Annotated in this window: 13 protein-coding genes, 4 tRNA genes and 1 rRNA gene; 3 read left to right on the top strand and 15 right to left on the bottom strand. The window is 41.5% G+C overall.

Annotated features, from left to right (window positions below):
- Window positions 1-5: 5 nt before the first annotated feature.
- The gene (locus D2A30_01415; protein ID ULL20366.1) at window positions 6-1,178 is read right to left on the bottom strand and encodes a galactokinase; all 1,173 of its coding nucleotides are present in this window, start codon (window positions 1,176-1,178) and stop codon (window positions 6-8) included.
- A 132-nt stretch (window positions 1,179-1,310) separates the two neighbouring features.
- Between D2A30_01415 and D2A30_01410 the strand changes: the two genes are divergently transcribed.
- On the top strand, window positions 1,311-2,309 hold the full coding sequence (locus tag D2A30_01410; protein ID ULL20365.1) for a LacI family DNA-binding transcriptional regulator: 999 nt from the start codon (window positions 1,311-1,313) through the stop codon (window positions 2,307-2,309).
- Between the two features lie 58 nt (window positions 2,310-2,367).
- Here the strand turns inward: D2A30_01410 and gatB are convergent, their stop codons facing one another.
- The 6 genes from gatB to D2A30_01380 all read right to left on the bottom strand — a co-directional run bounded on the left by gatB (window position 2,368) and on the right by D2A30_01380 (window position 8,414).
- The gene (gatB, locus tag D2A30_01405; GenBank protein ID ULL20364.1) at window positions 2,368-3,807 is read right to left on the bottom strand and encodes an Asp-tRNA(Asn)/Glu-tRNA(Gln) amidotransferase subunit GatB; all 1,440 of its coding nucleotides are present in this window, start codon (window positions 3,805-3,807) and stop codon (window positions 2,368-2,370) included.
- On the bottom strand, window positions 3,807-5,273 hold the full coding sequence (gene gatA / locus D2A30_01400) for an Asp-tRNA(Asn)/Glu-tRNA(Gln) amidotransferase subunit GatA (protein ULL20363.1): 1,467 nt from the start codon (window positions 5,271-5,273) through the stop codon (window positions 3,807-3,809). Before gatA ends, gatB begins: the two co-directional genes overlap by 1 nt.
- Window positions 5,273-5,575, bottom strand: a complete 303-nt coding sequence (gatC, locus tag D2A30_01395) for an Asp-tRNA(Asn)/Glu-tRNA(Gln) amidotransferase subunit GatC (protein ID ULL20362.1) — start codon at window positions 5,573-5,575, stop codon at window positions 5,273-5,275. Before gatC ends, gatA begins: the two co-directional genes overlap by 1 nt.
- A gap of 130 nt (window positions 5,576-5,705) precedes the next feature.
- Window positions 5,706-6,257 (bottom strand): cysteine hydrolase, encoded by a 552-nt coding sequence (locus tag D2A30_01390; protein ID ULL20361.1) that lies wholly within the window; start codon window positions 6,255-6,257, stop codon window positions 5,706-5,708.
- Window position 6,258: 1 nt separating this feature from the next.
- Window positions 6,259-7,047 carry a GTP-sensing pleiotropic transcriptional regulator CodY gene (gene codY, locus D2A30_01385; GenBank protein ID ULL20360.1) on the bottom strand — a complete coding sequence of 263 codons (789 nt, stop codon included), beginning with the start codon at window positions 7,045-7,047 and terminating at the stop codon, window positions 6,259-6,261.
- 152 nt (window positions 7,048-7,199) lie between these two features.
- A complete protein-coding gene (locus D2A30_01380; GenBank protein ID ULL20359.1) occupies window positions 7,200-8,414 on the bottom strand; it encodes a pyridoxal phosphate-dependent aminotransferase in 1,215 nt (404 codons plus the stop codon).
- Between the two features lie 150 nt (window positions 8,415-8,564).
- On the opposite strand from D2A30_01380, the gene D2A30_01375 reads away from it, so the two are divergent.
- Entirely contained in the window at window positions 8,565-9,017 is a 453-nt protein-coding gene (locus D2A30_01375; protein ULL20358.1) for a universal stress protein, read from the top strand.
- Window positions 9,018-9,036: 19 nt separating this feature from the next.
- On the opposite strand, the gene D2A30_01370 is transcribed toward D2A30_01375, so the two are convergent.
- Together D2A30_01370 and D2A30_01365 are read right to left on the bottom strand one after the other, a co-directional pair.
- A complete protein-coding gene (locus D2A30_01370; protein ID ULL20357.1) occupies window positions 9,037-9,555 on the bottom strand; it encodes an HAD family hydrolase in 519 nt (172 codons plus the stop codon).
- Window positions 9,548-10,402 (bottom strand): HAD-IIB family hydrolase, encoded by an 855-nt coding sequence (locus tag D2A30_01365; protein ID ULL20356.1) that lies wholly within the window; start codon window positions 10,400-10,402, stop codon window positions 9,548-9,550. Before D2A30_01365 ends, D2A30_01370 begins: the two co-directional genes overlap by 8 nt.
- A 72-nt stretch (window positions 10,403-10,474) precedes the next feature.
- Between D2A30_01365 and D2A30_01360 the strand changes: the two genes are divergently transcribed.
- Window positions 10,475-11,434 carry an asparaginase gene (locus D2A30_01360; protein ID ULL20355.1) on the top strand — a complete coding sequence of 320 codons (960 nt, stop codon included), beginning with the start codon at window positions 10,475-10,477 and terminating at the stop codon, window positions 11,432-11,434.
- Window positions 11,435-11,655: 221 nt separating this feature from the next.
- Here the strand turns inward: D2A30_01360 and recG are convergent, their stop codons facing one another.
- The 6 genes from recG to rrf form a co-directional block, all read right to left on the bottom strand.
- Window positions 11,656-13,671 (bottom strand): ATP-dependent DNA helicase RecG, encoded by a 2,016-nt coding sequence (recG, locus tag D2A30_01355; protein ID ULL20354.1) that lies wholly within the window; start codon window positions 13,669-13,671, stop codon window positions 11,656-11,658.
- Window positions 13,672-13,746: 75 nt separating this feature from the next.
- A tRNA-Glu gene (locus tag D2A30_01350) sits at window positions 13,747-13,818 on the bottom strand.
- An 8-nt stretch (window positions 13,819-13,826) separates the two neighbouring features.
- A tRNA-Ile gene (locus D2A30_01345) sits at window positions 13,827-13,900 on the bottom strand.
- A gap of 41 nt (window positions 13,901-13,941) precedes the next feature.
- A tRNA-Gly gene (locus D2A30_01340) sits at window positions 13,942-14,012 on the bottom strand.
- A 5-nt stretch (window positions 14,013-14,017) separates the two neighbouring features.
- A tRNA-Val gene (locus D2A30_01335) sits at window positions 14,018-14,090 on the bottom strand.
- A gap of 129 nt (window positions 14,091-14,219) precedes the next feature.
- Window positions 14,220-14,335: ribosomal RNA gene (rrf, locus tag D2A30_01330) — 5S ribosomal RNA — on the bottom strand.
- Window positions 14,336-14,432 lie beyond the last annotated feature (97 nt).

Below are 14,432 nucleotides of genomic sequence, written 5' to 3'. Positions count from 1 at the left end.
CCAATCTATTTGCGAGATAAGACGCGAGAGCCTCCAGCAATCTCCGCTACATAAAAGCTTGGTTCATATCCAACCACTTCAGTATAGGTCTTACCAACATTTTCAGTAAAGGCTTCAACCTTATCCTTATGGACAATGGCAATACCACAGCCACCGAAGCCTGCACCTGTCATCCGAGCACCAAGAACGCCTTCTTGCTCCCAAGCTGTGTGAGCCAAGGTATCCAATTCCAAACCTGTCACTTCATAATCATGTTCCAAGGAAACATGAGAAGCATTGACCAAACGACCAAAGGTTGCCAAATCTCCTTCTTCCAAGGCCTTACGAGCCTGCAAGGTCCGTTGATTTTCTAAGACAGCATGGCGGGCACGCTTGATACGATTTTCATCCTTAATCAAATAACTATATTGATCAAAAGTCCACTCATCCAATTCTCCCAGCGTTTGAATATTCAAGACTGCATTCAATTCTTCGACTGCTTTTTCACATTCCGCACGACGCTCATTGTACTTAGAATCTGCCAATTCACGACGTTTATTGGTGTTCATAATGACAATCACATGGTCACCTAAGTCAAGTGGCACCAATTCATACTCCAAGCTATTGGTATCCAAATAAATGGCACGTTGGTCTGCTCCCATACCGATAGCAAACTGGTCCATGATACCAGAATTGACACCGATAAAGTGATTTTCCGTTTGTTTCCCAATTTTCACCAAATCAAGGCGAGTCAGTTCTAGACCATACAATTCTTCTGCGATGATTCCAATCAAGAGTTCTAGAGAAGCTGATGATGACAAGCCTGAACCATTTGGAATGTTACCATAGACAAAGACTTCCATACCTGTTTCAATGCTGTGCCCTGCTTCTTGCAAGAACTTAAGAACACCTTTGGCATAATTGGTCCAGTTATCCCCCTTATCAAAGATCAGATTGTTCAAATCCACTTCGATAATTCCAAGTTCTTCAAAGTTTGCGGAATAAAAGCGCAAAACTTGGTCATCCCGTTTGCGAGCAGCCCCGAAGGTCCCCAAGGTAATAGCCGCAGGAAAAACATGTCCACCATTGTAATCCGTATGCTCACCAATCAAATTAATCCGACCTGGTGAGAAGAAAGTCGCATCTGCCTCTTGACCAAACACATCGAGAAAGGCCTGCTTGAGTTGTTCTTTATTCATAAGAACCTCCTAGATTTTGTAATCGTTTTCTATCATTGTACAACTCTCTAAATAAAAAGTCAATATATTTACTAAAAATTTACTAATTTTAATTTTTATGCTATACTAGAGACAAATAAACAGGAGAAAAACATGGTTACAATCAAAGACATAGCAAAACAAGCCCACCTTTCCTCTGCCACCATTTCCCGCGTACTCAAGGGAGACCTGACCCTATCCGTCAGCCAAGAAACCCGCGACCGCATTTTCCACACGGCACAGGAATTGGGCTACACCAAGCACATTAAAAAGCAAGCACCTCAACAAAAAGGCACCATCGGTATTGTCCAGTGGTACACTGAGAGCGAAGAGCTGGCTGACCTCTACTACTATTCCATCCGTGCTAGCATCGAGCAGACCGCCAGCCTTCTCGGCTATCAAATCATCCGCTCCTTCAACGACTTGACCAATCCCCTCCTTCAAGGATTGGACGGCATCATCGCAGTTGGTAAATTTTCTTCTGGGCAAATAGCAGAGCTGGCCAGCCTATCTCCCAAGCTGATTTTTGTGGACTCTGACACACTGACCGAGGGATTCTCCTGCGTCACGACTGACTTTGAACACTCTGTTCAGACAGTTATTGACCACTTCCGTTCACAAGGTCTGACTGATATTGGCCTCCTAGTCGGACAGGAAGAAACCAAAGACGGACACCAACTGCCAACAGATCCCCGCCTGACTGCCTTTCGGACCTATCTAGTCTCCTTGGGCATGCTCCAAGAAGACTACATCTACCAAGGGAAATTCTCCACCCAGTCAGGCTATGAGCTGATGAGCCAGGCTATTTCCGATCTGGGCGATCAACTGCCCCCAGCCTTCTTCATGGCAAATGACACTCTAGCTGTCGGTGCCCTTCGAGCCCTTCAAGAGCGTCAAATCGCAGTGCCAGAACGGGTCCAGCTCATCACCTTTAATGATACAGCCATCACGCGCCAGGTCTATCCAGCCCTATCTTCTATCAGTGTCTTTACTGACGAAATGGGGCAGGAGGCCATGCAGCTGCTGGACCGTATCATAACAAGTCCAGCGCCCCACCATCCCCGTAAGATTAAACTAGGTACCCAGCTGGTTATACGGGAGAGTTCATACTAAAAGTGCATAAGAAAACCCGAGAATTCAACACGAACTCTCGGGTTTCTTCTATTCAATTTTAATCCAACAACTTAGCCAATTCCCGAGCCAAGAGTTGTTGAGCAACTTGTGGGTTGGCTTGTCCCTTGGTTGCCTTCATCAAGAAGCCTGTAAAGGCCTTATCGGCATTACGTTTGCCAGACTTGAAGTCAGCTACGGCTGCTTCGTTATCCGCAAAGACTTGGTGGATAATCGGAATGAGGACTGCTGGGTCTGAAATCTGCACCAAACCAGCCTTCTCAACATAAGCCTTAGCAGAACCACCTTCCTTAGCCAAGTGAACAAAGACTTTCTTAGCGATTTTAGATGAAATGGCTCCATCCGCAATCAAGGCAATCATTTCTACCAAGTTTTCTGGTGTTAAGGCGATTTGCTCAATGGTCTTGCTTTCTGCATTGAGGAACTGAGCCACTTCGCCCTGCAACCAGTTAGACACTTGTTTAGCATCACCACCGGCTGCCACTGCTGCTTCAAAGAAGTCAGACAGTGCCTTTGTAGACGTCAACTGACCTGCATCGTAGGCGGTCAAGCCCAAGTTTTCCACATAGTGAGCACGACGAGCCTTTGGAAAGACTGGCAATTCTGCACGCACTTCCTCAATCCAGCTATCATCAATCTCATAGAGTGGCAGGTCTGGCTCAGGGAAGTAACGGTAGTCAGCTGAACCTTCTTTGACACGCATGAGAATGGTTTCACCAGTAGATTCATCGTAACGGCGAGTTTCCTGCTGGATTTGACCACCTGAACGCAAGATTTTCGCCTGACGTTCTACTTCGTGTTGCAAGCCCTTGCGAACATAGTTGAAGGAGTTGAGGTTTTTCAACTCAGTCTTGGTACCAAATTTTTCTTGACCATAGGGACGAAGGGAAATGTTAGCATCCACGCGCATGGAACCCTCTTCCATCTTCACATCTGAAATACCAGTGTACTGAATAATTTCTTTAAGGGCTGTCAAGTAGGCATAGGCCTCTTCAGGCGAGCGCATATCGGCTTCTGATACAATCTCAATCAATGGCACGCCCTGACGGTTGAGGTCCACATAAGAATAACCGTCTGTTCCGTGGGTATTCTTACCAGCATCCTCTTCCAAGTGGGCACGCTCGATACGAATTTTCTTAGTCGTACCGTCTTCTAGCTCAATCTCAATCCAACCATTGTAGCCAATCGGCTCGTCAAACTGGGAAATCTGATAGGCTTTAGGATTATCAGGATAGAAATAGTTCTTACGGTCAAAGTGCATATCCTTGTGAATATCCATGTTCAAGGCCAAGGCAGCCTTGATACCAGCATCCACAACACCCTTGTTAAGAACTGGAAGGACGCCTGGGAAAGACCAGTCAATCACGTTGGTATTGGCATTTGGATCCTCACCAAAATGAGCAGATGAAGGCGAGAAAATTTTCGAGTTGGTATTCAACTCCACATGGACTTCTAGACCAATAATCGTTTCAAAGTTCATTAGTTAGCACCTCCAAAAATCACTGGTTGTTGCTTGTGATAGTCTGTTGTCGCTTCAAAGGCAGCAGCTACTTGGTAAATGGTCTCTTCTGAGTATTTTGGACCAATCAACTGCAAACCAACTGGCAAGCCTTCTACAAAACCAGCAGGAATAGAGAGCCCTGGTAAACCTGCCAAGTTTACAGGAATTGTTAACAAGTCCGCCAAGTACATGGCCACAGGGTCATGGTTAAGCGTGTCCAAACCAAAGGCAACTGTCGGAGCTGTCGGACCCAAAATCAAGTCATAGTCCGCAAAGACTTTTTCAAAATCCTGGATAATCAAAGTCCGCACCTGGCCAGCCTTCTTGAAGTAGGCATCGTAGTAACCAGATGACAAGCTAAATGTACCTAACATAATACGACGTTTGACTTCCTCACCAAAACCTTGGCTACGGGTTTTCACGTAAATCTCATCCAAGTTTGTCGCATCTTCTGCACGGAAACCATAACGGATACCATCAAAACGTTGCAAGTTAGAAGATGCCTCTGATGATGCGATAATGTAGTAAACAGCAACCCCATACTTAGAATGTGGCAGGCTGACTTCCTCAATAATCGCCCCCAAACTTTCCAAGTGCTTAGCAGCCTTAAGAATGGTTTCCTTGACCTGTGGATCAATCCCTTCGCCCATGTATTCTTTTGGCAAAGCAATTTTCATGCCTTTAATGTCTTGACCAATCTTGCTAGTAAAGTCTGCAATCTCATTAATAGTAGATGTAGCATCCTTAACATCATGACCAGAAACAACATTCAATAATTGGGCATTTTCCTTAACAGTCTGTGCAAATGGACCTATTTGATCAAGTGATGAGCCAAAGGCAATCAAGCCAAAACGTGACACTGTACCATAAGTAGGCTTCATCCCGACAATCCCATTAAAGGATGCTGGCTGACGAATCGAACCACCAGTGTCGGAACCCAATGACAAACGGACTTGACCGGACGCAACTGCAGCGGCTGAACCACCTGAAGAACCACCAGGAACTTTTGTTTGATCCCAAGCATTTTTCGTTGGTTTGAAGGCAGAGTTCTCATTCGAACCACCCATTGCAAATTCGTCCATATTGGTCTTACCGACAATAATCATATCCTTTGCGTATGCCTGAGCAACCGATGTCGCATTGAAAATCGGCTCGTAGTTATAGAGCATTTTTGAAGCGGCAGTGGTCAAAATCCCCTTAGTAGAGATATTATCCTTGACTGCCAAAGGAATCCCTGCCATAACATTGTCCGCATCAATCCCCTTTTCGTCCAAGGCGGCAGCTTGAGCCAAAGCCTTGTCTTCCGTAATAGTCAAGAAAGCATCCACTGCTCCCTCACGGCTTTTAATGTCTTCCAAGGTTGCCTTGGTCAATTCAAGAGCAGAAATCTCCTTTTTGACAAGGAGGTCATGCAATTCATCAATAGTTTTATTGTTAAAAGTCATTAGGCATCTCCTCCCCCATCTAAAATTGCTGGTACCTTGATATAATGATCTTGAGATTCAGGTACATTTTTAAAGAGTTCTTCACGACTCTCACCCTGTAGAGCAACATCTGCTCGCAAAACATTCTTACGATCAGCCATAGTTGTTGTTACTGCAACACCAGTTGTATCTACTTCATTGAGCAATTCAACCATATCAACAATTTTACTCAAAGTAGTCGCGAATTCCGCAGTTTCTTGATCCGAAAACTCTAGCTTAGACAGCTTGGCAACATGACGGACTTCAGCTTCAGAAATCTTCATTCTAACTTTCCTCCTAATGGAAATCTATCTTCTCATTATATCATATTTCTAACCCACAACAAAGGTTGAAATAACTGAGTATGTAAGATTATTCAGCAAAAAAACCAGTCCACAGACTGGTTCCTAAACATTATTCAATAACCGTCGCACCGAGTACATGACGTAGGTGATTCAGTGCAAATTGATGACTCTCCTCCGTCAATGCAGCAATTGCTGACGCAACTACTTCAATCCGATACCCCTTATTATAGGCATCGATAGCCGTATGGAGGACACAGATATCAGACAATACACCTGTTAGAACAACCGTATCCACACCACGTTCCCGCAAACGAATATCTAAATCTGTTCCAGAAAAGGCCGAATAATGCCGTTTGTCCATCCAACGGACACGCTCATGATCCTTATTTTCCAGATAAAAGTCTGCTAATGGACCATACAAATTCCGACCTGACGTACCGATGATATTATGAGGCGGAAAAAGCTTACTTTCAGGGTGAAACTCATCCCCTGTTTCATGCCCATCAATCGCAAAGAAAATATAATCTCCATTTTCAAATGCTTCAGATGTAACCTGAGCAATCCGTTCTGAGATGGCTTGTGCAGGCTTACCTGCAGTTAAGTTTCCCTCATCTGCGACAAAATCTATCGTATAATCTATTGAAATCAGTGCTTTTGTCATATTAGTAATCACGTTTCTTTATTTCATCAAAAATTGCTGGAATCAGTACTTTCAAATAAGTACCTTTCATTCCTAAGGAACGACTTTCAATAATCCCTGCACTCTCTAATTTACGTAGCGCATTCACAATAACAGAGCGTGTAATACCGATACGATCTGCAATAACAGATGCTGTCAACTGACCTTCATTGCCATTTAACTCACCCAAGATAGCTGCAACAGCTTTCATCTCTGAATATGAAAGTGTATTAACCGCCATATTCACAGCGGCGCGTCGACGAATATTTTTTTCATCTTCTTCTCTTTGGAAGTTCAACAATTGAATTCCAACCACAGTCGCAGCAATCTCAACCAAGATTAAATCATCATCAAGAAACTGACGATCATTCCGCCAAATAATAAGTGATCCAAAACGAATCCCTGTCACATGAATAGGGGCAATCGTAGTCAGACCATTTGGATAAGCCGAACGTGACTCAACAGGGATAGCCGTCAATTCACTTTCTACTGGCAAGTTCACTTGTGTATCATAAACCTGTGCAACTGCTTTAACATAACTTTCTGGAAATTGTTTGTTTTGGAAAAATTCTTCCACACGATCATTATTTGTCTCATAATTCATGTGGTAACCCAATACTTCACCTTCACTGTTAATGATGCAAGAGTTACAGTCGATGATAGCAGACAAATGATCCGCTATTGCATTGTAAGGCAATTCTTCTGCCAATTTCTCCTCGGAACGTTTCAAAATCGATGTAATGTTCCGTGTTTTTTCTAATAATGTTGTCATAAATTCCTCTTTACACTGTAATTGCTTTCAGTATAGCAAAAATTGAGTTAAATTTCAATAATTATCAGAAAATTTACTATTGTTGTTAAAATATTGACAATTTCTCACTCTGACATCAAAAAAGTCGGAGAACCCCCGACTTTCCTTCGCTCCTAACGTCGATATTGCGCTAAGAATCGTGTCATTTTTTCTTGGATTTCTGCTAGTTCGTCAACACGTGGTAAATAGACAATACGGAAATGATCTGGCTCTTTCCAGTTGAAACCTCGTCCATGAACCAACAATACTTTTTCTTGCTTCAAAAAATCAAGAACAAACTGCTCGTCATCATCAATTCGATACATTTCTCGATCAATTTTAGGGAAAATATACAGACCTGCTTTGGGTTTAACAGCAGACAGTCCAGGTATATCTTGAATCGCCCTTGTAATGAACTCACGTTGTTCATAAAGTCGCCCACCTGGAGTCAACAATTTATCAACAGATTGTACGCCACCTAATGATGTCTGCACCACCTGCTGGGCTAATACGTTGGAACATAGACGCATATTGGACAGCATGTTTAAGCCTTCGATATACCCTTTCACATGATGTTTAGGGCCTGATAACACCATCCAACCAACACGGAAACCACAGATACGATGTGATTTTGATAGACCATTCATCGTTACAACAAATAAATCCGGTGCCAAGGTCGCAATTGGAATATGAACCGCTCCATCAAATACCATACGGTCATAAATCTCATCAGAAAAAATAATGAGCTCATGTTTCCGAGCAATCTCAACGATTCCTTCCAACACTTCTTTTGGATATAAAGCACCCGTTGGATTATTAGGATTGATAAGAACAATAGCCTTAGTCCGTGATGTCACCTTGGATTCCATATCCGCTAAGTCAGGATACCAGTCTGCAGACTCATCACAAACATAGTGAACTGCATGTCCACCAGCTAAGCTTACCGCTGCTGTCCACAAAGGATAGTCAGGCATCGGTACCAACACCTCATCACCATTGTCCAACAAGCCCTGCATAGACATGGCAATCAACTCACTTACACCATTACCAAGATAAATATCATCAATATCAACATTTGGAAATTTCTTGAGTTGACAGTATTGCATAATCGCCTTACGAGCTGAGAAAATCCCCCGACTGTCCGAATAACCTTCTGATTTACGAGCGTTATGGATTAAATCACGAATGACCTCGTCTGGCGCAGTAAAACCAAATTCAGCAGGATTTCCGGTATTCAACCTTAAAATCTGCTCACCATTAGCACGCATCCGCATAGCCTCTTCCAAGACAGGACCACGAATATCGTACGCAACGTCATCTAATTTCATTGACTTCTCAAATTTTCTCATAAGTCACCTCGACTTTCTTATGGTTTATATTGTACTGTAAAAGTAAAAAAATCACAAGAATACTTTACATTTTTTCAAAAAAGACTTATAATAAAAATGTAAGCAAGTACACTGTTTATTTGTGTTCTCCACTTGAAAGGAGTGATTGGTATGTCTCAATCTTATAAAACAATTCTAGTCGCTGTTGATGGTTCAGCCGGTGCTGAACTAGCACTACACAAGGCTATCCACGTCGCAAAACGAAATCAAGCACGACTGATAATTGCCCATGTCATTGATACACGAGCGTTACATAACGTTGTTGCTTTTGATGCAACAGTCTATGAGTCTTTAGAACGTGAAGCTGAACTATTACTAGAAGATTATAAACAGGAAGCACTGAATGCCGGTATAGAAGATGTTCAAATCCGTATAGAATTTGGTAACCCAAAAACACTCTTGGCGATAGATATTCCAAAGGAAACCGGTGCTGACCTAATGCTACTTGGTGCAACTGGGTTAAATGCTTTTGAAAGATTGCTCATTGGTTCCTCTTCAGAGTATATCATGCGTCATGCAACGATTGACTTATTGATTGTACGAGAAGGCGAGAAAATTTTATAAAATCATAAAGGACTTGATTTTAGTGATCAAGTCCTTTCATCTGTCTCTTTAGCTCTACTTCAATTTTTCTTTCGGGAGCAAAACGTTCCTCCCAATCATTTGGCTTTAAAATTTTATGAGTGACTGGGTCAAAATGAGCACGTCCATCCGGAAATCTTTTGCCCATATTAGCTTCATGGACTAGCTGAAATATCGGTTCTGGATCCACTCCCATTAATACAAAAGAACCATAGGTAAAATACAAAAGGTCCAATAAAGCATCTACTTGGTCATGCAAAGAAACCTTTGCCTCTTTTTTACCTTCTACCTTGGCGGCAGCCTTATCTAATTCAGAGTGCAGCCGCTCAATCCCTTCTCTAAAACCACTCTCACTCTGTGAGGAAGCATGAACAAATTCAACAATTTCTTCTATCTTAAACCCTGCCCTGAAAACGGCTGTCTCAGAATCAAACTCCTTTGGAAATTCTTGAGTTTGACCATCCATCAGGTGGTGAAACTCTTTTACACGATTAAAATGTTGATCCTTACTTTTAAACATTTTGTTCCTCTACTAGATTAAAATGACGTAAGCCTTTATAGATACCATCCTTATTGTTAGTATCAGTTATATAAGAAGCCACTTGTTTTGCTTGCTTTGTCCCATTTTTCATGGCAACAGAATACCGAACCTCCCCCAACATCTCAATATCATTATTTGAGTCTCCAAAAACCATCACTTCATCGGTCGAAAAATGATAAAAATCTCCTAACCGTTTGATACCAATCAGTTTTGAATTCCCCTTACAAATAATATCCGTCGCATAAGGACTTGAACGAGTAAAAGTTAATTGTGGAAAATGCTCCGCTAATCGCTGCGCCTCTTTTTCCATCGTTAATAGCATCATTTGGTAAATGGGTTGAGTAATCAAATGATTGAAGCTCCCCTTATTTTGCGGTCTCACAATACGGATAATATGGTTAAAAATAAAGTTTACAAAGCCCGCACAAACTTCAGGGACCATACGTGAAAATCGATAAGCAAAATTCCCAGTCCCCATACTCATAATGCCACTACCAACTACCCCTAATGCAGTACCAAATGAAAGATCACGTTGGAATTTTTCGGCGTACGCAATCATTTTATCGATGTCCACTTTTTCAATTGGCTGGCTGAAAACCACTTCATCTCTTGTAAAAACATATTGTCCATTGTAAGCAACTGCCATATCAAGTCCCAGACTAGCCATATATTGTAAGATAAAGCGCGGATCTCGACCAGTTGCCAAACCAACCAAGATTCCTCTTGCTTTCAACTGGTTAATGGCAAGAATAGTTGACTTACTCACAGTTCGGTGGTCCGTCAATAAGGTTCCGTCGATATCAAAAAAAACTGCCTTCACTGTCAACCATCTCGCCTACTTTCATTAGAATTGTGTTACAATTAAGTATAGCATATTTTGAAAGAATCAGGAAAATTTATGAAAAAAATTCTCGTTCTCCATACTGGCGGAACAATTTCCATGCAAGCAGATCAAAACGGCGCTGTCGAATCAAGTCCCATTAATCCAATGACCCAAGTCACTTCACCATTAGAGAACATTGAAGTAGTGTCCGTTGATTTTTTGAATCTTCCAAGTCCTCATATTCAAATTGACCACATGATGATGATTTATAAAAAAATTAGAGAAGAAGCCTCCCATTTTGACGGGTTTGTCATCACACATGGAACTGATACCCTAGAGGAAACAGCATATTTTTTGGACACAATGTCTATTCCAAAAATGCCAATAGTCATGACAGGTGCTATGCGCTCTTCTAACGAATTAGGAAGCGATGGAATCTATAATTATAGAACTGCACTTCGTGTTGCTGCTGATGAAAAATCTGCTGACAAAGGTGTTCTTGTGGTCATGAACGATGAAATTCATGCTGCGAAGTATGTAACAAAAACACATACAACAAATGTTTCAACCTTTCAAACACCAACTCATGGACCCTTGGGCCTTGTAACAAAACGAGAAATACTCTTTTTCAAGGCAGCCGACAAACGTGTCCGCTTTGATTTACAGGCCATCAATGGTGTTGTCCCAATCATCAAATCATACGCAGATATGGATACTATCTTACTGGATGCACTTGTAGAGGGCCCCATTTCTGGCTTAGTAATTGAAGCCTTAGGAGCTGGAAACCTACCACCAGCAAGTATTTCAGCCATTAAAAAACTTATCAATAAGCAACTTCCTATCGTGCTCGTGTCACGTTGCTTCAATGGTATTGCAGAACCAGTATATGCCTACGATGGTGGCGGAATACAATTGGAAGAATTAGGTGTCTTATTTGTAAAAGAACTGAATTCCCAAAAAGCACGTATCAAATTACTGATTGCCGTAAATGCTGGCTTGAACGGGCAGGATTTAGCTGATTATATTCAAGGATAAAACAATAGGTGCACGTTTTTTCATGCACCTATTGTTTTTTGTTAAAAATAGATATTCTTAAAAATCAACCATTTTCATGGTAAGCCTCATGAAAAAGGTACGGCTCCAACAAACTACTTTCAGTCAATGGCTATATAACAAAAGACTAATAAGGTTTTATCTTCAGATTGAGAAAGAGAACATATTTGCACTATATATAACCCCTAAGGTTCCTCAAACATTTAATCCAATATCGATTGATGTTCTAAATTTTCCAGTAAACAGAACCACATTGGATTGTTCCGCCAATTTTCTTCCGTGACAATCCGCTGAGCCACACGCCTAGCCTCTTCTAAAATAGGATAATCCTCAATAATATTAGCAACTTGAAATTCCGGTAAGCCCGATTGTCGTGTTCCGAAAATTTCACCTGAACCCCGCATTTTCAAATCAACTTCTGCCAGAACAAAACCATCCGTTGTCTCGGTCATTGTGGCCATACGCTCTTTACCAGATTCTGTTTTAGGATCCGCGACCAAGATGGCGTAAGATTGCTTCACTCCACGACCTACACGACCCCGCAACTGGTGTAATTGACTCAGGCCGAAACGATCCGCATCCATAATGATCATTATCGTAGCATTCGGTACATTGACACCAACTTCTATAACTGTAGTTGAAACCAATATGTCCACATTGCCATGCTTAAACTCCTGCATGATTGCTTCTTTTTCATCATTTTTCATTTTTCCATGCAATAATTCAATCGATGCTTTTGAGCCAAAATGGTGTTCCAACTCCACTTTTAGATCAATGGCATTTTTTAAATCGAGCATCTCGGATTCTTCAATCAAAGGTGAAATAAAGTAAATCTGAGCCTCTTTTTTCAATTCCTTCTCAAGCCATGACAATAAAACTGGCAATTGAGCATGCTTCACCCATCTTGTTACAATTGGTTTCCTTCCTGCTGGTAATTGATCAATAATGGAAACATCCATATCTCCAAAAGCAGTGATTGCCAATGTTCGAGGAATTGGAGTAGCCGTCATCATTAGCACATCAGGGTTATCACCCTTTTCACGAAACAACTTCCGTTGTTTGACCCCAAAACGATGTTGTTCATCCGTAATAACTAATCCCAATTTGTGATAAATAACACCTTCTTGAATTAAAGCATGTGTCCCAACAATCATATGGACCTCCCCACTAGCAATATGCTCTAACGCCTCTCTTTTCTCTCCAACTTTCATACTACCAGTTAATAATGAAATTTTACATTCAGGAAATAAAGAACTAAGAGTTTCATAATGCTGCTCTGCCAAAATTTCCGTCGGAACCATTATTGCAGCCTGCATACCGGCAGTTACCGTAGCGTACATGGCTAAACCAGCAACAACCGTCTTACCAGAACCAACATCACCTTGTAATAAACGATTCATATGACCTGGATGCTTCATATTTTGTAAAATTTCATTTAAAGCATTCTCTTGCGCATCTGTCAGTGAAAAAGGCAAGGTTTCTATTTTTCTTTTAAGAGAGTCCTCAACATACTGAATTTCTAATCCATTTGAAATATTCCGATTATCATGTTTTAACAGTTGTAGCTGCAATTGGAAATATAATAATTCCTCGAATTTAACTCTTCTGAGAGCTTGGCGATATTCTTCCAAATCATTCGGAAAATGCATAGCATAAATAGCTCGTTTTCTATCCATTAATTGATAATGGCATAATAGAATCTCTGGAATATTTTCAGAAACCAAATCCAAATAACCCGTATCTACAGCAGAACGAATTAATTTCACAATACTGGCCTGAGAAATACCTTGTGAGACATGATAAACTGGCTGTAAGTCCTCGCTTTGATGCGATAAAATCTTAAGCCCAGTCAAACTAGCCTTCGCCTTATCCCATTTTCCCCAAACGACCAGTTCTTGTCCAGGAACAACCTTATCTGCCAAATATGATTGATTAAAAAAAGAGACAGAAACAACAATTTCTCCCTGCTTAATAGAAAATCTTAACCGATTTCGCTTCCCATAATATTGGAGCGTGGCCGGAGTTACAACCTGACCCTTTAAAACAGCTTTTTCCCCATCCTGCAAATCAAATACAGATTTAACTTCAAAATCTTCATAACGAAAAGGGAAATAAAGTAAGGCATCCTCAATTGAATCAATCCCAAGCTTACTAAACTTTTCAGCTGATTTTGGACCTATGCCAGGTAATACAGATATGTTATTCGATAATTTCATCATAGAACTATTATATCAAAAGAAAAGCAAATACGAGTTTTAAAAAAAAAAAAAAAGAGCATTAGCTCCTCAAAAATATAGTCCGTACGGGATTCGAACCCGTGTTACCGCCGTGAAAAGGCGGTGTCTTAACCCCTTGACCAACGGACCATATAAAATGGGCACGAGTGGAATCGAACCACCGACCTCACGCTTATCAGGCGTGCGCTCTAACCATCTGAGCTACGCGCCCAAACCATTATGAAAGTTTGGTAAAAAGAACGAAATGTTCAAAGCGGGTGACGAGAATCGAACTCGCGACAACAGCTTGGAAGGCTGTAGTTTTACCACTAAACTACACCCGCTTAAATGGGAGTTAACGGGATCGAACCGCTGACCCTCTGCTTGTAAGGCAGATGCTCTCCCAGCTGAGCTAAACTCCCAATGGGTGGGACTTAGCTCAGCTGGGCAATGAAGAAAACTTCGTCTTCCTCATCTCCAACTTGAAAGCTCGAATGCCTCTCACTTTCAACTAAGCTAAACTCCCATATGGAGATTTCTCTCCAAATCTTGCTAAGCGACTACCGTATCTAACAGGGGGCAACCCCCAACTACTTCAGGCGTTCTAGGGCTTAACTGCTGTGTTCGGCATGGGTACAGGTGTATCTCCTAGGCTATCGTCACTTAACTACTGAGTCTTGTCAACTCAAAATTGAATATCTATATTCTAACAAGAAAAACCAACGCTGTCAATATTGACTCGTGAGTATTTGTACTCGAACTAA

The organism is Streptococcus suis (assembly GCA_022354845.1).
GTDB lineage: Bacteria > Bacillota > Bacilli > Lactobacillales > Streptococcaceae > Streptococcus > Streptococcus suis_AA.
Note: the sequence above shows the minus strand (reverse complement) of the source record. Positions and strands in the feature narration are given on the sequence as shown.